The sequence below is a fragment of the Gordonia sp. NPDC058843 genome (assembly GCF_042743165.1).
In the GTDB taxonomy this organism is placed as follows: Bacteria; Actinomycetota; Actinomycetes; order Mycobacteriales; family Mycobacteriaceae; genus Gordonia.
Window position 1 is genome coordinate 301,028 of record NZ_JBHYNC010000001.1, and the last position, 20,586, is coordinate 321,613.

The following is a 20,586-nucleotide window of genomic DNA, read 5'->3' on the forward strand; positions in this document are numbered from 1 at the left end:
TCTGGCCGGGCGGGGCTCTCTGGTCTCGTGGGTGTGGGGTGTGTTCGCGAATCAGGCGCTCTTGTCGCGACGCTCGTCGCTGGAGGCCTTACGAGGCACGATCGTCGGCAGCACGTTGTCCCGGACGGTCTCCCCGGTCACGACGACCTTCTCGACGTCGTCCCGGCTCGGGATGTCGTACATCACCGGCAGCAGGACCTCTTCCATGATGGCCCGGAGACCACGAGCGCCCGTGCCACGGTGGATTGCCTGGTCGGCGACGGCCTCGAGCGCGTCCTTGGTGAACTCGAGCTCGACGTTGTCCATGTCGAACAACCGGGTGTACTGCTTCACCAGCGCGTTCTTCGGCTCCGAGAGGATGCTGACCAGCGATTCCTTGTCCAGGTTCGTCACCGACGCGACGACCGGTAGACGTCCGATGAACTCCGGGATCAGGCCGAACTTGATCAAGTCCTCCGGCATGACATCGGCGAACTGATCCGACGTGTCGGCCTCGTCCTTGCTCGCCACCTCGTTGCCGAAACCGAGGCCGCGCTTACCGATTCGCTCGGACACGATCTTCTCCAGGCCGGCGAAGGCACCGGCCACGATGAAGAGCACGTTCGTCGTGTCGATCTGGATGAACTCCTGATGCGGGTGCTTGCGGCCGCCCTGCGGCGGCACCGAAGCCTGCGTGCCCTCGAGGATCTTGAGGAGCGCCTGCTGGACTCCCTCACCCGACACATCGCGGGTGATCGACGGGTTCTCGCTCTTGCGGGCGATCTTGTCGACCTCGTCGATGTAGATGATGCCGGTCTCGGCGCGCTTCACGTCGTAGTCGGCGGCCTGGATCAGCTTCAGCAGGATGTTCTCGACGTCTTCGCCGACATACCCGGCCTCGGTGAGGGCGGTCGCGTCGGCGATCGCGAACGGCACGTTCAGCATCTTCGCCAGCGTCTGTGCCAGATACGTCTTGCCACATCCGGTGGGGCCGAGCATGAGGATGTTCGACTTCATCAGCTCGACGGTCTCACCCGTCCGGGCGTCCTTCTTCTCGCCAGCCTGGATGCGCTTGTAGTGGTTGTACACAGCAACTGCCAGCGTCCGCTTGGCCGTGTCCTGGCCGATGACGTACTTCTCGAGGAAGTCGCGGATCTCCGCCGGCTTGGGCAGCTCGTCGAGCTTGACGTCGCCGTTCTCCGCCAATTCCTCTTCGATGATCTCGTTGCACAGATCGATGCACTCATCGCAGATATACACGCCGGGGCCGGCGATGAGCTTCTTCACCTGCTTCTGGCTCTTGCCGCAGAAAGAGCACTTGAGCAGATCGCCGCCGTCTCCGATTCGTGCCATCTCGCGCTGTACCTACTTCCTCGTTGCCGGACTGTCGTGTTTGGTCCGTCGCGTCGCACGCAGCCGGGCGTGGGTCATTTGATCGACACTCGAATGCCCAGTAACCCGACGGTACCCGCGTGCCGCCCGAACTTCGACCGATAAGGCCAAATGTCGCGGCAGAAAATCACCAGGACTTGTGTACTGCCACAACTACTTCTTCACCACGACTACTTCTTCATGGACTTCTTGCGGTACTCGAAGACCTCGTCGATGATTCCGTACTCCTTGGCCGCCGCGGCGGTCAGGATGTTGTCGCGGTCGGTGTCCTTGCGGATCTTGTCTTTGTCCTGGCCGGTGTGGCCGGCGAGGATCTCGTCGAGACGTTCGCGGATGCGCTCGATCTCGGCGGCCTGGATCTCGAGATCGGAGACCTGACCCTGGTAGGCGCCGCCGGTGCGCGGCTGGTGGATGAGGACAGTGGCGTTCGGCAACGCGGCACGCTTGCCGGGCGTTCCGCCGGCGAGCAGGATCGCCGCGGCCGATGCGGCCTCACCGAGGCAGACGGTGACGATGTCGCAGTGCACGTACTGCATCGTGTCGTAGATGGCCAGCATGTCCGGCACGCTGCCGCCGGGCGAGTTGATGTACATCGTGATGTCGCGGTCGGGATCCTGCGACTCGAGCACGAGCAGCTGCGCCATGACGTCGTTGGACACCACCTGGTCGATCGGGGTCCCGACGAACACGATCCGCTCCTCGAACAGCTTGGCGTACGGGTCGTACTGACGCTGGCCGTTCGGGGTGTGCTCGATGAACGACGGCAGGATGTAACGCGCCTCGATGTTCTTGAGCGCGAGCGCCGACGCGGGGATACCGGCGGCGACCTCGGCCGACATGCCGTCCAGAGAAAGGGAATTGGTCATCTGTTGCTCCAATGAGTAGGTATGGCTCGAAGGTGGCTGGATCGCGCGATCGTCGGATCTGCCGGTCACTGACCCGGACGCGAGATCACCTTGTCGACGAAGCCGTACTCCAGGGCCTGCTCCGCGGTGAACCACTTGTCGCGGTCGGCGTCGGCCTCGATCTTCTCGAGCGGCTGACCACTGAACTCGGCGTTGAGCCGGTTCATCTCCTTCTTGGTGAGCGCGAACTGCTCGGCCTGGATGGCGATGTCGGAGGCGGTGCCACCGATTCCGGCAGACGGCTGGTGCATCATGATCCGCGCGTGCGGGAGCGCGTGACGCTTGCCCTTGGCGCCGGCTGCGAGCAGGAACTGCCCCATCGACGCCGCCATGCCCATCGCGTAGGTCGCGACGTCGCACTGGGCGAGCTGCATGGTGTCGAAGATGGCCATACCCGCTGTGACCGAGCCACCGGGCGAGTTGATGTAGAGGTGGATGTCCTTCTGCGGATCCTCGGCGGCGAGCAGCAGGATCTGCGCGCACAGTCGGTTGGCGATGTCGTCGTCGACCTGGGTTCCCAGGAAGATGATGCGTTCGCGCAGCAGACGCTCGAATACCGAATCGGACAGGTTCAACCCAGCCACACCCGAGCTCATCGTGGGTGTGTGGATGGTCGGCTCGCTCACAGGTTCCTACCTTTGCCTTGTTGTCATGTCCTGCGCGTCACCCGCAACGGGTGTCGCACACGTTCCGATCTGTCTGATGACGTCCTCACCGACACTAACCAATCGACACCCGCGGACACTCCCGAGGACACGCCTCTTCGCTGAGAGCAGAACCACGTTCGGCACCGTGAACGGTCCATGCGCCATGGTGGACCGACGGCAATCGCCGGCCCTCGTGCGTGAGGACCGGCGATGTGCGTCGAACTGGTGGGGCGCTCAGGGCCGCGGTGGACCGATCAGTTGTCGGAATCGGATTCCTCGGGCGCGGACTCCTCGGCGTCGTCTTTCCCACCGAAGTACTCGGCGGTGTCGACGGCTGCGCCGTTGGTGTCGGTGACGGTCACATCACCGACGATGCTCGCCAGCGACTTACCGCGACGGACGTCGGCGTAGACGGCCCCGACCTGGTTGGCCTGGGTCAGCTGCTGGATGAACTCCTGCGGCTGCATGCCGTACCGCTGGGCGGTGAAGATGATCTGCTGGGTCAGCTCGTCCTGGCTGACCTCGGTGTCCTGCTGATCGGCGATCGCGTCGAGCAGCAGCTGCTGCTTGACCGACTTCTCCGCCTCGTCACGGGACTCCGCATCCCATTCCTCGCGCGTCTTGCCCTGCGCCTCGAGGAACTTGGCGACCTGCTCGTCATCGTGACCGAGGGCGTGGATGACCTGGTGCTGCTGACCCTCGACCTCTTCGTCGACGACCTTCTCGGGCACCGGGATCTCGACGGTCTCGAGCAGCTTCTCGAGCACTGCGTCGCGGATCTTGTTGGCCTGCTCCAGCTTCGCCGACTGCTCGGCCCGCTCGGCGAGGCTGGCACGCAGCTCCTCGACGGTGTCGAACTCGCTGGCCATCTGCGCGAAGTCGTCGTCGACCTCGGGCAGCTCGCGCTCCTTGACCGACTGCACGGTGACCTTGACGAGCGCTTCCTCACCGGCGTGATCGCCGGCGACGAGCTTGGTCGTGAACTCCTTGTCCTCGCCGGCCTTCAGACCGATGAGTGCCTCGTCGAGTCCGTCGATGAGCTGACCGGAGCCGACCTCGTGGGACAGACCCTCGGTGGTGGCCTCCTCGACGGGCTCGCCGTCGACGGTCGCGGCCAGGTCGATCGAGACGAAATCGCCGTCCTGCACGCCGCGCTCGACGCCCTTGAGGGTGCCGAACCGGGCGCGCAGCCCCTCGAGCTGCTCGTCGACCGCGGCCTCGTCGACCTCGATCGCGTCGACCTCGACCGACAGGGTCGAGTAGTCGGGCAGGCTGATCTCGGGACGGACGTCGACCTCGGCGGTGAAGGTCACCGACTCGCCGTACTTCAGCTCGGAGAGGTCGATCTCGGGCTGGCCGATCGCCTTGGTCTCGGTTTCCGCGACAGCCTCGGAGTACTTGGCGGGGATCGCGTCGTTGACGACCTGGGCGAGGATCGAGTCGCGTCCGACGCGGGCCTCGATCAGCTTGGCGGGCGCCTTGCCCGGACGGAATCCGGGGATCCGGATCTGCTGGGCCAACGACCGGTAGGCCCGGTCGAAGTCTGCCGACAGCTCCTCGAACGGGACCTCGACGTTGAGCTTGACCCGGGTCGGGGTGAGTTGCTCGACAGTGCTCTTCACGCCTGAATGCTCCTTATATCTGCGGTGGTGGAAGTTCGGTCGTTCGCGGGCCGTACACCGGGTGACCGGTCAGGCCACATCGATCAAGTCGGGATGACAGGATTTGAACCTGCGACCCTCCGCTCCCAAAGCGGATGCGCTACCAAGCTGCGCCACATCCCGCGGTCCGTACACGCGACAGAGCCCCGGAGGGCGACCGCGCATCAGGGCCAACAAGAGATAGTACGTGCCATCTCGGCCGACCCCGCGCACGGGTGTCGGAAGCGACCCCGGACCGTGTGGGCGCCCGACCGGTGCGGCATGGTCCGCCGACCCCGATTTCGGTTACGGCGCCACTGCCGGTACAGTCACTCATCGCACGCGACGCCGGAATTCCGACGGCGACCGAGCAACGCGGGTGTAGCTCAATGGTAGAGCCCTAGTCTTCCAAACTAGCTACGCGGGTTCGATTCCCGTCACCCGCTCCACCGGGTCCGGAGGCATCACGCCTCCGGACCTTTGACGTTTCAGGGCGTCGGCGGTTCGTCCCACGGCAGCGGCAACGGCACGTACTCGTACTCGATCTCCGGCGCCGCCTCCTCTTCCGGATGTCCAGGCGTCGACGGATCCCCGGGGCCGGTCGAGACGATCGGCGGCGGACAGGGCGCGAACTGACCGTTGCCGACGGCCATCTTGCAGGGTTCGGCATCAGCGAGTCCTGCACTCCCGATGAACGCCGCGGCAGCGAATGTTAGTGTTGCTATGAGTCTGGTCATCGACCTTCCTTACAGTGAGCCACCTCTCGTGCCGGAGAGGTTGCGAGGGTGAGAAGCACACTCCTTTCCGAGGACGCTGTGAACCGCCCTCACCGTCGACGTTCCTCCGCGACGCGCGGACCACATGCGATTCCGCTTGCGACGTCTCAAATCCCCGCCTGAGTCACCCGACCGGACCACATCTGAACGCATGCGGTCGCCCTGTGATCCAGACCACACTCGGCGTACCGTTGACACATGTCTTCCAGCCACACGAAAACTCAGCGCAGATGTGAATCCTGCGGGGCGCCCCTGTACGCACGACGAGACGTCACCGAGTCGGAGGCAGGCATTGGCCGCGTCGATGTGATGCTCGTGTGCCGGGATGAGGCGTGCTCGCAGCCGGCACGCCACGTCCGCACCGAGCACCCCCAGCCCGCGTGACCCACAACCCAACGGTTTTCAAAGGCCAAGTAACACTGGGACAAACGATCCTGTTGACATTGCCGAGACATCGACGAGGATGAGTCCCAGCCGCCGCCGTCGGGGCATGCGGTGACTCGAATGTGATCACCGTCACATGTGGGATGGCCGACTACGCTCACCACGGGTTTTTGCCACGTCGTACTGGCTGTTCGTGATCGCGGCGTCTGTCGGCGCGCCCGGCTCCTTGGACCCCAGGCAACGGTTGTGTAACGATGGATTCGCGCTCAGGCCGATGCGCGGAAAGAACCATCGAACCGAAGGTACGACCTGTGTTGAATTCCCACCCGCCGATCCCGCGCGCCCCGCGCCGCCGTTCGGCACGACGCCTCACGGCTGTCGTCTTCGGCGTCCTGGCAATGGCCCTCGCACTCCCCGGCGTCGCGAACGCCGTTCCGGTCACCGTGATCCCCGGCCTGCCGCCGGTCGAGATCCCCGCGATCCCCGGTCTGCCGACCCCGCCGGCGCCGAGCACCCCCGAGGCGCCGCAGCCGCCGCCGTCGACGACGACCGAGGAGAAGCCGGCCGGCCCGGCCATCCCGAACGTGAAAACCGAGACCGGTTACATCGCGCTCGCCGACGACAACACCCACACCATCACCTGGTGGCACAACGGCAAGGTTGTCCGCACGATGCCGATCTCGATGGGTTCGGACAAGAACCCGACGTCGAACGGCGTCTACTACACCAAAGAGAAGTACCGCGACATGTACATGGACTCGTCCACGTACGGTGTCCCGGTCGACTCCGCCGAGGGTTACCGCACCTACGTCGAGTACGCCACCCGGATGTCGTGGGACGGCATCTTCATCCACGCCGCTCCCTGGTCGGTCAACCAGCAGGGTCGCAGCAATGTGAGCCACGGCTGCATCAACGTGACCACCGATCATGGCAAGTGGGTCTACGACAACGTCCCGCGCAACACCCCGATCGTGGTGCGAAACACCATCGGAGGGAAGTACCAGAACACCTAGGTCACGAGCTGACACCAGAGGGCCGGTCACCGTCGGGTGACCGGCCCTCTGCGTTGCGTTCGATCCGCGATGCAGCGCTAGCCGACGGCGCGGGCGCCGAAGGTCGCCTGAACCTGTAGCCATCGCGCGATCACCTGGCAGCCGGTCGATGCGGGATCGGTGACCGAGGTCCGGCGGTAGGGCTCGCTGTGGTACGACGTGTGCCGCCCGCCCGCTGCATTCGTCACCCACAGGCCGCTGACGCGTATCCGCGGCGGCAGGTAGCACCTGATCTCGCGCCACGCCGCCACGAGTCGCCCCGGGTCCCGTCGCCACTGGGCCGGGCGCACGGATGTCCGGCGGGCGTTCTGCAAGTCGTTGGCGCGCAGCACTTTCCACGCGCTCCTACCCCACCGACCGAGTCCCGCGAAGGTCATCGAACCGGTGAGATCGGCGACGTCGCGGACCAGTGAATCGGCGTCCGCATTGCAGATCATGTCCTCGGAGGCGCCCACCCAGTGCACCGGGAGCCCTGCCGGGAGGTCGACTCCCGGGCCGGCCACGCCCCACCCGTGGCAACCGGGCACCACACCCGGCGGCTGGTGCGGATCGGCGACGAGCCCCACACCGACTATGCGATCCAGATCGGGGCGATCCAGATCGGGGTGATCCAGATCGGGCGTGCCGGTGGCTGCCAGGTCGGCGAGAGCCATCCGGATGACCACCGCCCCCTGCGAGTAGCCCACCAGTGCGATCGGACCCGCTGCGCCCCGGATGGCCGTGCACAGTCGAGACGCGCCGATGGCGACGCTGTCGACGAAACTCATCCCAGCCGAGTACGGCGCGGGTCCGTAGCTCGCCGGATATCCGACCCAGCGGCAGACGAAGCGATCGTCGAGTTCATCCGCCACGCCCGTGAGCAGACCCGACACCTCGATCCGGGCGTCGCCGGGGAAAGACTCCCCTGTTCCACCGACCACGAAGACGGTGATCGCCGACGACGAGTCGTCCGGCCGCATGATGCGGGTCCCTACACTCTGCTGCACCTCATCCATCCTGGCGACCGGATGTGTGAACAGTCCCCGAGCGCGCTGAGGGTCGGCTGAGATTCCTCCGCGGCCGGAGCCGCATCGGGGTCAGGACGCCTGTGCAGGCGGCGGTTTCGCGACGTAGTCGGCGGTCTCGATGATCGCCACGAAGAATCCGCTGCCCTCGATCACGTTCGCGCTGTGCACAAGCCCGGCCGGGATGTAGATGCTCGCCGGAGCCTCGACCTCGTAGACCTCGTCGCCGAGTGTGATCTCGTAGACGAGACGGTCGAGCGACAGCAGGATGTTGATCTCCGGGCAGTCGTGCACGTGGGGTTCGCAGTACTCACGCGCGGCGGCCGACACCGCCCGCATCTCGTGCGCCACGACACGCTTCTCCGCTTCGGGGAACAGGTCACCTCCCGCCAGCACACGTCGGGTGATCGGCGCGTCCGCGGCGCCGTGGAAAGGAACGTCCTTCAATGGAGACACCTCGCCCCGCGAGATCAGTCCGGCATGGGACCGGATGCTTTCGCTGACTGTCACACTGCCCCCTCTTGTCATCCCCCGACCCTTCGCAAAAGTAAGGACCTCACGGTCCCGCACGATGCTACTAAGGTTCGGCTATCCACACCGACCGGGGAGTAACTTGTCAGGTCTGGCAGACGGGGCACCAATAGAGCTTTCGGCCCTCGAGATCGGCGATCAGAACGGGGGTTCCACAGATCCGGCACGGCTCGCCGGCCCGTCGGTACACGTACGTTCGCGGCCGATTCGGCGCGTAGGCAGGTGCTCCGGAATCGTCTTCCGGGCGGATCACGTGGATGCGGCCGCGCCGCACACCGACCCTCATGAGGTCCACCAGATCGGACCAGAGCGCGTCGAATTCGCTTCGGAGAACACGCTTTCCGGGCCGCATAGGATCAATGCCGGCCCGGAACAGGATCTCGGCCCGATACACGTTGCCGATTCCGGCGATGACTTTCTGATCCATCAGCAGGGCGCCGACGGGGCGGGTGGAACGCGAGATCGCCGACCATGCCCGCTCGGCGTCGGCGTCGCGGCGGAGCGGATCCGGACCGAGCCGGGCGATCAACGACTCCAGGTCGGCAGGGTGGTAGATCTCACACGCCGTCGGGCCGCGAAGGTCTGTGCCCGCGGTCTCGGTCTCGATGCGGAGTCGAACCTGACCCACCGGTTCGGGCGCGGGTACGGCGAGCTCGGTGAAGGCGCCGTAGAGGCCGAGGTGGATGTGCACCAAGCGTTCGGCACGGCCGTCTCGATAGCGATGCACGAGGTGCTTGCCCCAGGCCTCGGCGGAATGGAACGTCAGTCCGTCCAACTCCGCTGCGCCGTCGGCGAAGCGGCCCTGCGGGCTGGTGACACGGACCCGTTGTCCGCCGAACAGACGCTGCTGTCGGCGCGCGAGCCGATGGAGAGTGTGACCCTCGGGCACGGCCTCGGCCTGTGACCTACTGGGCCGGAGCCCCGGGCACCTCGGGAGCCTCGCCTGTGCGCTCGTACTCCGCGAGGATGTCGATACGGCGCTGATGTCGCGCTTCCTCCGACCACGGGGTGGCCAGGAACGCGTCGACGATGGCGAGTGCTTCGTCGGTGCTGTGCATACGGCCACCGATGCCGATCAGCTGCGCGTTGTTGTGCTGGCGCGCGAGCTGGGCCGTCTCGACGCTCCACGCGAGCGCGCAGCGCGCGCCGGGGACCTTGTTGGCAGCGATCTGTTCGCCGTTGCCACTGCCGCCGAGCACGATTCCCAGGCTGCCGGGGTCGGCGACGGTCCGGGCCGCCGCGGCGATGCAGAACGCGGGGTAGTCGTCGGCGGGATCCATCTCATGGGCTCCGCAGTCGACGACCTCGTGGCCGGCCGCCGCGAGATGGTCTGCGATCTGGTTCTTGAGTTCGAATCCGGCATGGTCGGCACCGAGGTAGACACGCATGGCGCCACTATAGATTGAGGGCGTGGACACGCCCCTGCCCATCCCCCGCGAGCCGGTCGCCGGCGCACCCGTCTCCCGGGCGCCCATTCCGAATGTCCCGGGTGTCGCCGATCCGCCGCCGCCCGCGCCCACCGATCCCACCCGCCGGTGGCTGCGCCCCGCCCACTACGCCGCGCGGCCGCAGCTTCATCCCTGGGAGATCCCCACACTCGTGGTGGTGATCCTCGCGACGGTGCTGGGCTATGCGGCCATCATCGCGCTCGTCGCACTGGGCACGCTCGACCAGATCCTGTTGGGCGCGTTGCTTTTTCCGCTTCTACTCTTCGTGATCCGCGGCCTGACCTACGCATCGCCCCGGGTGAACGGTGTGCAGATGACACCGACTCAGTTCCCGGACGGCCACCGGATGGTCGTCGAAGCCGCGGCGCGCTTCGGACTGGAATACGTGCCCGATGCCTATGTCGTCCTCGGCAACGGAGCGATCAACGCGTTCGCGTCCGGGCACGGATTCCGGCGGTTCGTCGTCGTGTACTCCGACCTGTTCGAGGTGGGCGGCGCGGCCCGGGACCCGCAGGCGCTCGAGTTCATCATCGGCCACGAGGTCGGTCACATCGCCGCGGGGCACACCTCGTACTGGCGGCAGTTGTCGACGATCGTCGGCATGAACATCCCCGTTCTCGGCGCCGCGTTGTCCCGCGCCCAGGAGTACAGCGCCGACAACTACGGGTACTACGCCAGACCCGCCGGGGCGCCCGGGGCGATGGGCGTCCTGGCCGCGGGCAAGTACATGCTCTCGGCAGTGGACTTCGACCAGTTCGCCGACCGGGCGACCCACGAGCGTGGCTTCTTCACCTTCCTGACCAACGCGATGTCGTCGCATCCGGTGCTGACCTGGCGTGCGGCCGCGCTCCGCGATCGCACCCGCGCGGGGGCGATGCTGCTGCGTCCGCGCCGGATCGTCCGAGGTGTCGGCAGCGGGAACGTGGTGGCGGTCCCGCCGCCACCACATCCGGCCTCACTCGCGCCCGGCGGACTGCCCAACGGGATCGAACCCCCGCCACACTTCTGACGCGAGGTGCGTTGTCGCCCGGACGAATTGATCCGGGCAACTGCTCAATCGAACTGCGGGTCCTCGGTACGCGTGCGCTTGAGTTCGAAGAAGTGGGGGTACGACGCCAGCGCGCGCGCACCATCCCACACTGTCCCGGCGTCCTCTCCGCGCGGGATACGCGACAGGACCGGGCCGAAGAATGCGACGTCGTTGACGTGGATGGTGGGCGTGCCGACATCGTCGCCCACCTTGTCCATCCCGGCGTGATGACTCGTCCGGATGGCGTCGTCGAACTCGGTGCCGTCGGCCGCCTCCGCCAGGGAGGCGTCGAGGCCGAGCTCGTCGAGCGCACCGGCGATGACCTCGTCGAAATCCTGGATGCCCTGGTTGTGGATGCGGGTACCCAACGCGGTGTAGAGCGGCGCCAGGATCTCGTCACCCTTCTGCGCGGCGGCGGCCGCGATGACGCGGACCGGGCGCCAGGCGTGCTTGAGTCCCTCGCGGTACTCCTCGGGGATGTCCTTGCCCTCGTTGAGGACGGCGAGACTCATGATGTGGAAGTGCACGTCGATCGGGCGGACCTGCTCGGCCTCGAGAATCCAGCGCGAGGTGATCCAGCACCACGGGCAGAGCGGATCGAACCAGAAATCAACGCGATCGGCGGTCTGGGACTGCACTGACATGGAACGTCCTCTCGAGAGTCGGCTGTTCAGCGGGCACCGGCCGGGCGGCGCCGTCGGAGGCATCAACATCGCGGTGCACAGAACTGTTCCCCCGATCACGACTGCTCCCCGATCACGACTGCTCCCCGATCACGCCGAACGCCGAGAAGGGGCTGGGGATCAGGCACGCCGATACCGGACGCGGTGTGAGAGGGTGCAGGGACCGCCGAGGAACAGGACCCGGGATGCCGTCGCCACCACCCTCCGATCCGGACGAGCCGATCCAGGCGGTTCGGCGCGGCCGCGCGGTCGTACCCAGGTCCGTCGGCCAGAGATCGGCGCAGATCGTGCGGGCCGCCACTAAACTCTTCCAGGACGCCGGATTCCGCAACGTCAGCATCGAGCAGATCGGCGCCGCAGTCGGTCTCACGGGGCCGGCCGTCTACCGGCATTTCCCCGGCAAACACGACATCCTCTCGCAGGCGCTGACCACCCAGGTGGAGCTCGTCCGGCGGCTCATGACCGACGCGGGGGTTCACGGCCGCTCGCCCGACGAACAGCTCTCCCTCTTCCTCGACGGACTCGGCGACCTCACCGCTCATCGAGACGTCTCGACGCTGTGGCGGCGCGAACAACATCATCTGCAGCCCGCCGAACTCGGCGTGATGGGTGAGTATTTCGAGCAGCTGAGCGGGCATTTCGCCTCGCTCATCGCCGCTACGCGACCCGAGATCGCGGCGTCGGACGCGGAGGCGCTGGCAGCGGCGGTGCTCAGCGTGTTCTCCAACACCTCAGGGATGCGCGGCTCTCTCCTGCCGACCCGCCTCATGCAGGTGCAGCGCGCGGTGGCGGACTCGATCATCACCTGCGAACTGCCGCCTGCGCCCGACCCGGACACCGGCGGGGAGACCCCACCCACGCGCCGACACCCCGCCTCCCGCCGCGAGCGGATACTCGACGCCGCCACACAACTGTTCTCCGAGCGCGGTTTCCCCGACGTCCGTATCGATGAGGTCGCCCGCGCCGCGGACGTCTCGGTCGCGACGCTGTATCAGGAGGTCTCCAGCAAGTCCGATCTCCTCCTGGCCGTCCTGTGGCGCGGAGTCCAGGGCATCCTCTACGTGTCGAGCCACGCGCTGACCAATGTTGCGCCGGCGGACGCGCTCGACGTGTTGATCCGGGTGTTCGTCGAATACTCCCTGGGCGTCCACGGTCGCATCATGCCGGTCTTCACCGGTGACCTGATGTACCTTTCCGACGCCGACCAGACGCGACTGCGCAACGCGCAGGCGGACTATCGATCCGAATGGATCGACGCGATGCGAGCCCACAATCCACTGCTGACGGCGGCCGACGCGAATGCGCTCGCCCAGGCGCTCTTCGGCTTCACCTGTGAGGTCATCGAGTCACCCCGGTTGCGGTCCAGGCCCGGGATCGCGGACGAACTCACGGCCATCGCCCGGGCGATCCTGAACCCGGCCGGGCTGCGTGGAGCGCCGCCCGCGTCCTGACCTGGATAAGCTGGCCTGCGTGACTGCTCCGAACCTCACCAGAGACCAGGCCCGCGACCGCGCAGCGATTCTCGACGTGTCGAACTATCAGATCGAGCTCGACCTCACCGACGGTTCCGGCGCTCCCGGGACCGCGACCTTCCGGTCCACGACGACAGTGCGGTTCACCGCGACGGAGGGCAGCGAGACGTTCGTCGATCTCGTCGCACCCACCCTGATCTCGGCAACCCTCAACGGTGCCGACCTGGACGTGTCCGGCTTCGACGAGTCGGTCGGAATCGCACTGTCCGGCCTCGCCGCCGACAACACGCTCACGTTGGTCGCCGACTGCGCCTACTCCAACACCGGTGAGGGTCTGCACCGATTCGTCGACCAGTCCGACGACTCGGTGTATCTGTACTCGCAGTTCGAGACCGCCGACGCCAAGCGGATGTTCGCGTGTTTCGACCAGCCCGATCTCAAGGCGACCTACACCGTGACCGTCACCGCTCCCGCGGACTGGAAGGTCATCTCCAACGCCGCGCACGCGGAGGCACCTGGCGAACCGGACGGTGCCACGACCGCTGTGGTGCATCGTTTCCGGGAGACCGTCCCGATGAGCACCTATCTCGTCGCCCTCATCGCCGGGCCCTACGCGGAATGGACCGACGTCTACTCCGACGAGCACGGCGACATCCCCCTGGGCATCTACTGCCGCGCATCGCTCGCGGAGTTCATGGACGCCGAGCGACTGTTCACCGAGACCAAACAGGGATTCGGCTTCTACCACCAGAATTTCGGAATCCCCTACGCCTTCGGCAAGTACGATCAGCTGTTCGTTCCTGAGTTCAACGCCGGTGCGATGGAGAACGCGGGCGCAGTCACCTTCCTCGAGGACTACGTCTTCCGGTCCCGCGTCACCAAGTACCTCTATGAGCGGCGTGCCGAGACCGTGCTGCACGAGATGGCCCATATGTGGTTCGGCGACCTGGTCACCATGCAGTGGTGGGACGACCTGTGGCTCAACGAGTCCTTCGCGACCTTCGCATCGGTGCTGTGCCAGTCCGAGGCGACCGAGTACACCAGCGCGTGGACGACCTTCGCCAACGTCGAGAAGTCCTGGGCCTACCGTCAGGACCAGCTGCCCTCGACCCATCCGGTCGCCGCCGACATCCCCGACATCGCCGCCGTCGAGGTCAACTTCGACGGGATCACCTACGCCAAGGGCGCGTCGGTCCTCAAACAGCTGGTGGCCTACGTGGGACTCGAGGACTTCCTCGCCGGGCTGCGCAGCTACTTCGCCGCACACGAGTTCGGCAACGCCACATTCGCCGATCTCCTGGGCGCACTGGAGAAGTCGTCGGGTCGCGACCTGTCGGACTGGGGCGATCAATGGTTGCGCACCACAGGCATCAACGTCATCCGGCCCGACTTCGAGGTAGACGACTCCGGCGCCTTCACCCGGTTCACCATCGTCCAGGACGGCGCCGCCCCCGGCGCCGGTGAGACCCGGGTGCACCGCCTGCGCGTCGGCGTCTATGCCGACAACGGGTCCGGTGCCATCGAGCAGACCCACAGTGTCGAGCTCGACATCGAAGGTGAACGCACCGATGTCACCGATCTCGTCGGCGTGGACCGCGGAGATCTGGTACTGCTCAACGACGGGGACCTGACCTACGCCTCCGTCCGCCTCGACCCGGAATCGCTCGCGACCGCGACCGCGCGGATCGGTGACATCAGCGATCCGATGCCGCGCACCCTGGTGTGGTCGGCGGCATGGGAGATGACCCGCCAGACCGAGATGCGGGCCCGCGACTTCGTCGAACTCGTCCGTCGGGGCATCGCCTCGGAATCGGAGATCGGCGTGGTGCAGCGAGTCCTGTTGCAGGCGACGACGGCGATCGAGTCCTACGCCGACCCCGAGTGGGCGGCGACCACCGGCCGCCCCGGATTCAGCTCCCGCATGCTCGAACTCGCTCGGGCTGCTGATCCGGGTTCGGACCACCAGCTCGCGTTCGCGAACACGTGGCTCGCCGGCCGGATCAACGACGACCAGACCGAGGTGGCCCGCGCCCTGCTCGACGGCGCGGACCCGGCCGACCACGGACTCGACGGTCTCGCCGTCGACACCGACCTGCGGTGGAAGCTGGTGACCGCGCTGGCCACGGCCGGGGCGATCGACACCGACCCGGCGTCGACGCCGGTCATCGACGCCGAGGCCGAGCGTGACAACACCGCGACCGGTACCCGGTCGGCGGCACTGGCACGTGCGGCTCGTCCGCTCGCGGAAGCCAAGGCGGACACCTGGACTCGGGCCATCGAGGACGACACGCTCTCGAATGTGTACACCCGCACCATGATCGGCGGGTTCGCCCGCCCCGGGCAGGGCGACCTCCTCGACCCCTACGTGGAGAAGTACTTCGAGGCCGTTCCGAAGGTCTGGGCACGCCGGTCCAGCGAGGTCGCGCAGACGGTCGTCATCGGCCTGTACCCGAATTGGGCGATGTCGCAGCACGCCCTCGACCTCGCCGAGGAATTCCTGTCCGGGGACCATCCGTCTGCGCTCAAGCGCCTGATCTCCGAGGGCCGTGACGGTGTCGCGCGTTCGCTGCGGGCTCGGGCATTCGACGCCGCAGGCTGACGTCTCAGCGCACCTGGCGAGCGCCCGCCACGTCACTGGCCGCCGTGTCGATGAGCGTCGCGGCCGACTCGGTGTTGGTCGAGCCGGTCGCGCGGGTCATCGTGGCACGAGCCACCTCCGGGTCGGTGTCCACGCCGATCACCGTCACGGTGAGCGCGCCGCCGGGACCCATGAATCGAACGATGCCGGGAGTCCACGTCCGGAAACCCTCGAGCCGCACCGTCTGCCCGTCGAACATGAATTTGCCGGACGCTGCCGAGTCCCAGTCGACCAGGTGATAACCGACCCGTTCGAGACGGGTCAGCCGGCGACCGACCACCTGGGTGATGGCGGACAGTTCGGACGCGAGATCGTGCGTCCTGGGCCACCACGCGCCATCCACCGAGCCCCGCGCCGAACCTTCGGGCTTGAGCGAGAAGCGTTGTTCATCGGAACCATCGACCACCGGTTGGTCCGCTGCGGTGTCGGCTCCGGCGTCGCGCACCGTCGAGTTCCCGGACATGCGCGTCACCGACTGGCCAGTGGGTGACGCCAGCTGCGTGACGACCCGGCTCGATGTGGCTGGTCCGAGGTGTCCGTGGCGGTGTCCGGGTGATGGTGCGCCCGGACGTCACCCCCGCTGTCGTATGTGGCGACACGGCGTTCGGATCGTTTGAGTTCTTGCCGTGCCACGCGTCCCCGGCGAGACGAGCGTCGGGCCCCGGCGAGGATCATGGCCAGACCCAGCATTCCCAGGGCGCCCAACACGACTCCGTGAAGAAGGAGCGCGCCGGTCGTTCCGGTGACGTGATAACCGAAGACGGCGAAACTGTCCGGGGGCAGTGTTTGCGCGCTGCCGTTGTTGGCGATGAATCCCACCGCCGCCGCGAGCACTGCCGCGACGAGGATCACAACTCCGATGATGACCGTCATGACGGCCCCTTTCCATTGCCCCGACGGCATTGGATCCACCGCCGGGAAGGGTGAATCGGCGCTCAGCGAGTCAGCGCGCTGCCGATGATCTGGTCGTTCTCGAGTTCGGTCACCGCGTTGACGACAAGTGAGCGCATCTCGTGGAGCACGGCGACGGTCTCGTCGTCGAGCCCACTGGCGTGCACGCCCTCGGCCAGACGGTTGTTGAGCCGGCGAGCAATGGGTGGGAGATCCATTCGCGCAGCCATCAGTGCACCGACTCTTGGTGTCCGAGAGGGAGATCCGAGAACGTCCCACCCCGATCGAGGTGGTCGGGTCGCACCCGCTGGTCGTCATGCGCGTCGGCACGAGGACGGTGTCGGGGAATGGTGGTGAGGAACCGGGAGGTGGTGATCATGTCGAATGCCTGACTCCGCCGCAATCGTGCGGTCGGAGGGCCGGTGCTGCGGGCGGTGATTCCGCCGAACTCGTGCCGGTCCTGTACCACCACCGTACGCCTCATTCGAGATCGCGAAGCAGAGGGTCGGCCGGATCCTCCGATCTTTGGCATACTGACGGGGCCGCCGCGACCATCTGTGTCCGGTTCATGAATTTCGTGACGCGCTCCGGTTTCCCTACCGAAGGCGCACCAGGCCCCCACAGAAGGCCACGAGGACCAACATGTCCCCGATCGACACACCCTCCGTCAACCGAAAGTTCGTGAGCTCCTACACGGACCTCGCCGCCGAGGTCCGCGCATCCGGACTCCTCGAGCGGCGACGGGCTTTCTACATCCACCGGATCACCGTCACCGTCCTCGCTTTCCTCGGCGTCTGGACTCTCGTCGTCGTGCTCGGCGACACCTGGTGGCAACTCGTCCTCGCCATCGCCCTCGGCGTGATCAGTACGCACTTCGGGTTCCTCGGCCACGACGGCGCGCACCGGCAGATGTTCAGCTCGGCCGGCGCCAACGAGTGGGCGGCACGACTTCTCGCCGCGTCGGGGGCAGGGTTGTCGCTGCACTGGTGGCGGGGCAAGCACAACAAGCATCACAAGGCGCCCAACCAGATCGGCGTGGACCCCGACATCGCCGACGGAGCCATCGCCTTCGTGCCCGAGTACGCCGCGGCCCGCACCGGTTTCTCGCGCTGGTTCGCACGACGTCAGGGGTGGCTCTTCATCCCGCTGCTCACGCTCGAGGGCGTGTCCCTGCACATCGCCAGCCTGCGCGGGCTCGCCGAGCGCACGCCGGTACCGCACCGTGCACTGGAGATCTCCCTCATCGTGGCGCGCCTGGCACTCGGCGTCGCAGTGCCGTTCGTGGTGATGACACCGATGCAGGCGATGTGCTTCATCGGCATTCAACTCGCCGTCTTCGGCATGCTGCTCGGCGGCGCCTTCGCACCCAACCACAAGGGAATGCCGTTGGTACCGAAGGACTTACGTGTGGACTTCCTCCGGCGCCAGGTGCTGATGTCCCGCAACATCAGGGGTGGACGACTCACCGATTTCATGATGGGCGGGTTGAACTATCAGATCGAACACCACCTCTTCCCGAGCATGCCGCGACCCAATCTGGCCAAGTTGCAGCCCCTCGTCCGTGCCCATTGCGCCCGGCACGGCGTGACCTACACCGAGACCTCCCTACTCACGTCTTACGGCATCGTGATCCGCTACCTGAACCAGGTGGGTATCGGTGAGCGCGATCCGTTCACCTGTCCCCTGGTTCGCACCTACCGCTAGCGGCGGACATCATTCACGCCCGCCGTGTCGGCCCCTCACCGGAGCGCATCGCCTGCCGACCGACCGTCAGCGTCGTCGCCATCGATATCGGACCTGCGGGCGGCCCGCGGAGCCGTACTGGGTGTCACGCTCGAGGACGTGGTCGTCAGCGAGCCGCTCGAGGTAGCGCCACGCGGTGACCCGCGACGATCCGAGGGCGCGGGCGACCTCCGAGGCGGTGAGACCGTCGGTACTGTCGCGGACCGCCCGGCTCACCGCGTCCTCGGTCTGCGGTGCGGCACCCTTCTTCGCCGACCGCCGGGTGTCGCTCGTGCGCAGTTCGGCCAGCGCACGGTCGACGTCGCGCTGGCTGACCGCGTCGGCGTCGCCGGTCAGGGCCTCGCGGTAGCGCAGATACTGCTCGATCTTCTCCCGGAACGCGGCGAAGGTGAAGGGTTTGAGCAGGTAGAGCAGCACTCCGCGGGACATGGCGCTGCGGACGGTCGCGAGGTCGCGCTGAGCGGTGATCGCGATGACGTCGGGTGCGGGACGTACTCCCGACAGCGCGGAGGCGAGGTCCACCCCGCGGGCGTCGGGCAGACCCAGGTCGAGCAGGACCAGGTCGACCGGTCCCGCGGTGGCCATGCGCAGCGCCTCCTGCGCCGTCGACACCGCCCCCACGACCTCGAATCCGCCCAGTCGGGCGAGATAGTCCCGGTGCGCCTCGGCGATCACCGGTTCGTCCTCGACGATGAGCACGCGGATCACGGTCCGTCCTCTCCCGCGTCGGTGCGTACGCGCACCGAGATGACCGAACCGTAGGTGTTCTCGGCACTCATCGTCCCGTGTCGGCGAGCGACGACCTGGGCGACGAGAGCGAGGCCCAGTCCGCGGCCGGCGGCGTCGCCACCCGCCTTGGTCGAGTAGCCCCGGGTCGTCGCCAGGGCGAACAGGTCTGCATCCATTCCGTCGCCGCTGTCGGCGACGACGATGTCGAGCATGCGGTCGTCGCCGACCACGGTCACCTCGACCCACGGGTCGACGGGGTCGCACGCATCCAGTGCGTTGTCGATCAGGTTGCCCACCACGGTGATCATCTCGCCGGGGCTCAGAACCCGGGTGGCGGCATCGCTCACCTGGGATTCCTCGGTCAGCGAGAGCGGGATACCGCGTTCGGCAGCCTGCGCTGTCTTGCCCAGCAGCAGGGCGACCAGCGCGGGCTCGGCCACTGCCTGGGTCATCCGGTCGATGAGTTGTTGGGACAGCTCGAACTCGGTGGTCGCCAGTCGGATCGCCTCCTCGGGCCGGCCCATCTCGACGAGGGCGACGATCGTGTGCAGCCGGTTCGCGGCCTCATGGGCCTGGGATCGTAGCGCTTCGGCGAACCGCGTCATCGAGTCGAGTTCGCCCATCGCCTCCGAGAGCTCGGTGCGGTCGCGGATGGTCACCACCGACGACCGTCGTCGGCCGGCCACCGGGGAACGGCTCACCAACAACACACGACCGCGCTCGGCATAGGTCACGTCCGTCTCCTCGTCGCCGTCGGTGAGGAACGCGGGCAGATCCGCGGGGGCCGTCGATGGTCCGATACCGAGCAGCCGTTGCGCTTCGGAGTTGACGAGCGCCGGTCGGCCGTCCTCCACGACGACCAGTCCCTCACGCACGGAGCGCAACACGGCATCGTGATGGTCGTACATCAACCGCAGCTCGTCCGGAGCGAGTCCACCAGTCTGCCGCAGCAACCGTCGCCGAATCCACCACACGCCGCCGACCGCGGTGATCAGGGCGGCGAACGCGGCGAGTGCGATCAGCGGCAGCTGACCGCGCCAGGCCGACGTCAGCGTGCGTTGGGTGATCCCCGCGGCGACCATCCCCACCACGCGACCATCGGGTGTGCGGACGGGGGCGATGGTCCGGATCGAGGGCCCGAGTGTGCCGGTGTAGTTCTCGGTCACGGTCTGACCGCGCAGGGCCGCGTCGATGCTCCCCAGGTAGGGCTCACCGATCCGAGTGGGGTCGGTGTGGGTGTAGCGGGTCCGGTCCGGGGCCAGCACGGTGATGAAGGCGATCCCGGTCGCCGCGCGCACGCGCTCGGTGACCGGCTGGAGAACCGCGCTCGGGTCGGGAGACGTCAGTGCGGCGACGGTCGACGGCGACTCTGCGAGGCTGACGGCCACGCCGGTCACCTGCGCCCGTGCCGCGCGGTCCCCGTCGATCCGGGCATCGACGGCGGCCAGGACGCTCTCGGCGACCACGACGACCACGAAAACCGACAGGGCGAGCGCAGCGACCTGCCCGGCGAGCGTTCGCGGGTACCACCGCATCCCTGCCGACCTCGTTCCCTGTCTGAACGTAATGAACACAATCGTGACCCAGGTCACGCCACCGGGTCACAATCCTAATCACTGTTGTCCGAGGTGTACGAGGAGAG

At 67.0% G+C, this 20,586-nt stretch carries 21 protein-coding genes and 2 tRNA genes; 7 read left to right on the forward strand and 16 right to left on the reverse strand.

From position 1 onward, the window contains the following. Nucleotides 1-51: 51 nt before the first annotated feature. The 5 genes from clpX to ACFW3F_RS01440 form a co-directional block, all read right to left on the reverse strand. Nucleotides 52-1,332 carry an ATP-dependent Clp protease ATP-binding subunit ClpX gene (gene clpX, locus ACFW3F_RS01420; RefSeq protein ID WP_388053551.1) on the reverse strand — a complete coding sequence of 427 codons (1,281 nt, stop codon included), beginning with the start codon at nucleotides 1,330-1,332 and terminating at the stop codon, nucleotides 52-54. Between the two features lie 209 nt (nucleotides 1,333-1,541). Further along, nucleotides 1,542-2,237: an ATP-dependent Clp protease proteolytic subunit gene (locus ACFW3F_RS01425; RefSeq protein WP_388053553.1), complete on the reverse strand. Its 696-nt coding sequence runs from the start codon at nucleotides 2,235-2,237 to the stop codon at nucleotides 1,542-1,544. Nucleotides 2,238-2,302: 65 nt separating this feature from the next. Beyond that, nucleotides 2,303-2,902, reverse strand: a complete 600-nt coding sequence (locus ACFW3F_RS01430) for an ATP-dependent Clp protease proteolytic subunit (protein WP_388053555.1) — start codon at nucleotides 2,900-2,902, stop codon at nucleotides 2,303-2,305. A gap of 275 nt (nucleotides 2,903-3,177) precedes the next feature. After that, complete coding sequence (gene tig, locus ACFW3F_RS01435; protein WP_388053557.1) at nucleotides 3,178-4,545, reverse strand: trigger factor; 1,368 nt, start codon at nucleotides 4,543-4,545, stop codon at nucleotides 3,178-3,180. 88 nt (nucleotides 4,546-4,633) lie between these two features. Continuing rightward, nucleotides 4,634-4,707 (reverse strand) — tRNA-Pro (locus ACFW3F_RS01440). Nucleotides 4,708-4,938: 231 nt separating this feature from the next. Here ACFW3F_RS01440 and ACFW3F_RS01445 point away from each other — a divergent pair. Next, nucleotides 4,939-5,012 (forward strand) — tRNA-Gly (locus ACFW3F_RS01445). A 39-nt stretch (nucleotides 5,013-5,051) separates the two neighbouring features. Here ACFW3F_RS01445 and ACFW3F_RS01450 read toward each other — a convergent pair. Beyond that, a complete protein-coding gene (locus tag ACFW3F_RS01450) occupies nucleotides 5,052-5,300 on the reverse strand; it encodes a hypothetical protein (protein ID WP_388053559.1) in 249 nt (82 codons plus the stop codon). 237 nt (nucleotides 5,301-5,537) lie between these two features. Here ACFW3F_RS01450 and ACFW3F_RS01455 point away from each other — a divergent pair, with 237 nt between their 5' ends. Together ACFW3F_RS01455 and ACFW3F_RS01460 are read left to right on the forward strand one after the other, a co-directional pair. Next, entirely contained in the window at nucleotides 5,538-5,723 is a 186-nt protein-coding gene (locus ACFW3F_RS01455) for a hypothetical protein (protein ID WP_388053561.1), read from the forward strand. A gap of 254 nt (nucleotides 5,724-5,977) precedes the next feature. Beyond that, nucleotides 5,978-6,736, forward strand: a complete 759-nt coding sequence (locus ACFW3F_RS01460) for a L,D-transpeptidase family protein (protein WP_388053563.1) — start codon at nucleotides 5,978-5,980, stop codon at nucleotides 6,734-6,736. Nucleotides 6,737-6,813: 77 nt separating this feature from the next. On the opposite strand, the gene ACFW3F_RS01465 is transcribed toward ACFW3F_RS01460, so the two are convergent. The 4 genes from ACFW3F_RS01465 to ACFW3F_RS01480 all read right to left on the reverse strand — a co-directional run bounded on the left by ACFW3F_RS01465 (nucleotide 6,814) and on the right by ACFW3F_RS01480 (nucleotide 9,698). Beyond that, nucleotides 6,814-7,770 (reverse strand): PE-PPE domain-containing protein, encoded by a 957-nt coding sequence (locus tag ACFW3F_RS01465; protein ID WP_388053565.1) that lies wholly within the window; start codon nucleotides 7,768-7,770, stop codon nucleotides 6,814-6,816. Nucleotides 7,771-7,851: 81 nt separating this feature from the next. Continuing rightward, nucleotides 7,852-8,289, reverse strand: coding sequence for a homocitrate synthase (locus tag ACFW3F_RS01470; protein WP_388053567.1), 438 nt, complete (start codon nucleotides 8,287-8,289; stop codon nucleotides 7,852-7,854). 106 nt (nucleotides 8,290-8,395) lie between these two features. Beyond that, nucleotides 8,396-9,199 carry an Fpg/Nei family DNA glycosylase gene (locus ACFW3F_RS01475; protein WP_388053569.1) on the reverse strand — a complete coding sequence of 268 codons (804 nt, stop codon included), beginning with the start codon at nucleotides 9,197-9,199 and terminating at the stop codon, nucleotides 8,396-8,398. A gap of 16 nt (nucleotides 9,200-9,215) precedes the next feature. Continuing rightward, nucleotides 9,216-9,698: a ribose-5-phosphate isomerase gene (locus tag ACFW3F_RS01480; protein ID WP_388053571.1), complete on the reverse strand. Its 483-nt coding sequence runs from the start codon at nucleotides 9,696-9,698 to the stop codon at nucleotides 9,216-9,218. A gap of 22 nt (nucleotides 9,699-9,720) precedes the next feature. On the opposite strand from ACFW3F_RS01480, the gene ACFW3F_RS01485 reads away from it, so the two are divergent. Further along, nucleotides 9,721-10,767 (forward strand): M48 family metallopeptidase, encoded by a 1,047-nt coding sequence (locus tag ACFW3F_RS01485; RefSeq protein ID WP_388053573.1) that lies wholly within the window; start codon nucleotides 9,721-9,723, stop codon nucleotides 10,765-10,767. 44 nt (nucleotides 10,768-10,811) lie between these two features. On the opposite strand, the gene ACFW3F_RS01490 is transcribed toward ACFW3F_RS01485, so the two are convergent. Further along, complete coding sequence (locus ACFW3F_RS01490; RefSeq protein ID WP_388053575.1) at nucleotides 10,812-11,432, reverse strand: DsbA family protein; 621 nt, start codon at nucleotides 11,430-11,432, stop codon at nucleotides 10,812-10,814. Between the two features lie 224 nt (nucleotides 11,433-11,656). On the opposite strand from ACFW3F_RS01490, the gene ACFW3F_RS01495 reads away from it, so the two are divergent. Together ACFW3F_RS01495 and pepN are read left to right on the forward strand one after the other, a co-directional pair. Then, entirely contained in the window at nucleotides 11,657-12,922 is a 1,266-nt protein-coding gene (locus ACFW3F_RS01495; protein ID WP_388053577.1) for a TetR/AcrR family transcriptional regulator, read from the forward strand. 19 nt (nucleotides 12,923-12,941) lie between these two features. Beyond that, on the forward strand, nucleotides 12,942-15,542 hold the full coding sequence (gene pepN, locus ACFW3F_RS01500; protein WP_388053579.1) for an aminopeptidase N: 2,601 nt from the start codon (nucleotides 12,942-12,944) through the stop codon (nucleotides 15,540-15,542). Between the two features lie 4 nt (nucleotides 15,543-15,546). On the opposite strand, the gene ACFW3F_RS01505 is transcribed toward pepN, so the two are convergent. The 3 genes from ACFW3F_RS01505 to ACFW3F_RS01515 form a co-directional block, all read right to left on the reverse strand. Continuing rightward, a complete protein-coding gene (locus tag ACFW3F_RS01505) occupies nucleotides 15,547-16,044 on the reverse strand; it encodes a DUF5994 family protein (protein ID WP_388053581.1) in 498 nt (165 codons plus the stop codon). 5 nt (nucleotides 16,045-16,049) lie between these two features. Beyond that, nucleotides 16,050-16,454 (reverse strand): hypothetical protein, encoded by a 405-nt coding sequence (locus ACFW3F_RS01510; RefSeq protein WP_388053583.1) that lies wholly within the window; start codon nucleotides 16,452-16,454, stop codon nucleotides 16,050-16,052. Nucleotides 16,455-16,516: 62 nt separating this feature from the next. Continuing rightward, a complete protein-coding gene (locus ACFW3F_RS01515) occupies nucleotides 16,517-16,702 on the reverse strand; it encodes a hypothetical protein (protein WP_388053585.1) in 186 nt (61 codons plus the stop codon). 412 nt (nucleotides 16,703-17,114) lie between these two features. On the opposite strand from ACFW3F_RS01515, the gene ACFW3F_RS01520 reads away from it, so the two are divergent. Then, nucleotides 17,115-18,176 (forward strand): fatty acid desaturase family protein, encoded by a 1,062-nt coding sequence (locus ACFW3F_RS01520; RefSeq protein WP_388053586.1) that lies wholly within the window; start codon nucleotides 17,115-17,117, stop codon nucleotides 18,174-18,176. A gap of 66 nt (nucleotides 18,177-18,242) precedes the next feature. Here the strand turns inward: ACFW3F_RS01520 and ACFW3F_RS01525 are convergent, their stop codons facing one another. After that, a complete protein-coding gene (locus ACFW3F_RS01525) occupies nucleotides 18,243-18,923 on the reverse strand; it encodes a response regulator (protein ID WP_388053588.1) in 681 nt (226 codons plus the stop codon). After that, nucleotides 18,920-20,479 (reverse strand): ATP-binding protein, encoded by a 1,560-nt coding sequence (locus ACFW3F_RS01530; RefSeq protein WP_388053590.1) that lies wholly within the window; start codon nucleotides 20,477-20,479, stop codon nucleotides 18,920-18,922. Before ACFW3F_RS01530 ends, ACFW3F_RS01525 begins: the two co-directional genes overlap by 4 nt. Between the last annotated feature and the right edge of the window lie 107 nt (nucleotides 20,480-20,586).

Coding starts and splice junctions, on each gene's coding strand:
- clpX (WP_388053551.1), bottom strand. CDS start 1,332: ATGGCACGAATCGGAGACGGCGGCGATCTGCTCAAGTGCTCTTTCTGC.
- ACFW3F_RS01425 (WP_388053553.1), bottom strand. CDS start 2,237: ATGACCAATTCCCTTTCTCTGGACGGCATGTCGGCCGAGGTCGCCGCC.
- ACFW3F_RS01450 (WP_388053559.1), bottom strand. CDS start 5,300: ATGACCAGACTCATAGCAACACTAACATTCGCTGCCGCGGCGTTCATC.
- ACFW3F_RS01455 (WP_388053561.1), top strand. CDS start 5,538: ATGTCTTCCAGCCACACGAAAACTCAGCGCAGATGTGAATCCTGCGGG.
- ACFW3F_RS01460 (WP_388053563.1), top strand. CDS start 5,978: ATGGATTCGCGCTCAGGCCGATGCGCGGAAAGAACCATCGAACCGAAG.
- ACFW3F_RS01465 (WP_388053565.1), bottom strand. CDS start 7,770: ATGGATGAGGTGCAGCAGAGTGTAGGGACCCGCATCATGCGGCCGGAC.
- ACFW3F_RS01480 (WP_388053571.1), bottom strand. CDS start 9,698: ATGCGTGTCTACCTCGGTGCCGACCATGCCGGATTCGAACTCAAGAAC.
- ACFW3F_RS01490 (WP_388053575.1), bottom strand. CDS start 11,432: ATGTCAGTGCAGTCCCAGACCGCCGATCGCGTTGATTTCTGGTTCGAT.
- ACFW3F_RS01495 (WP_388053577.1), top strand. CDS start 11,657: ATGCCGTCGCCACCACCCTCCGATCCGGACGAGCCGATCCAGGCGGTT.
- ACFW3F_RS01505 (WP_388053581.1), bottom strand. CDS start 16,044: ATGTCCGGGAACTCGACGGTGCGCGACGCCGGAGCCGACACCGCAGCG.
- ACFW3F_RS01510 (WP_388053583.1), bottom strand. CDS start 16,454: ATGACGGTCATCATCGGAGTTGTGATCCTCGTCGCGGCAGTGCTCGCG.
- ACFW3F_RS01515 (WP_388053585.1), bottom strand. CDS start 16,702: ATGGCTGCGCGAATGGATCTCCCACCCATTGCTCGCCGGCTCAACAAC.
- ACFW3F_RS01520 (WP_388053586.1), top strand. CDS start 17,115: ATGTCCCCGATCGACACACCCTCCGTCAACCGAAAGTTCGTGAGCTCC.
- ACFW3F_RS01530 (WP_388053590.1), bottom strand. CDS start 20,479: ATGCGGTGGTACCCGCGAACGCTCGCCGGGCAGGTCGCTGCGCTCGCC.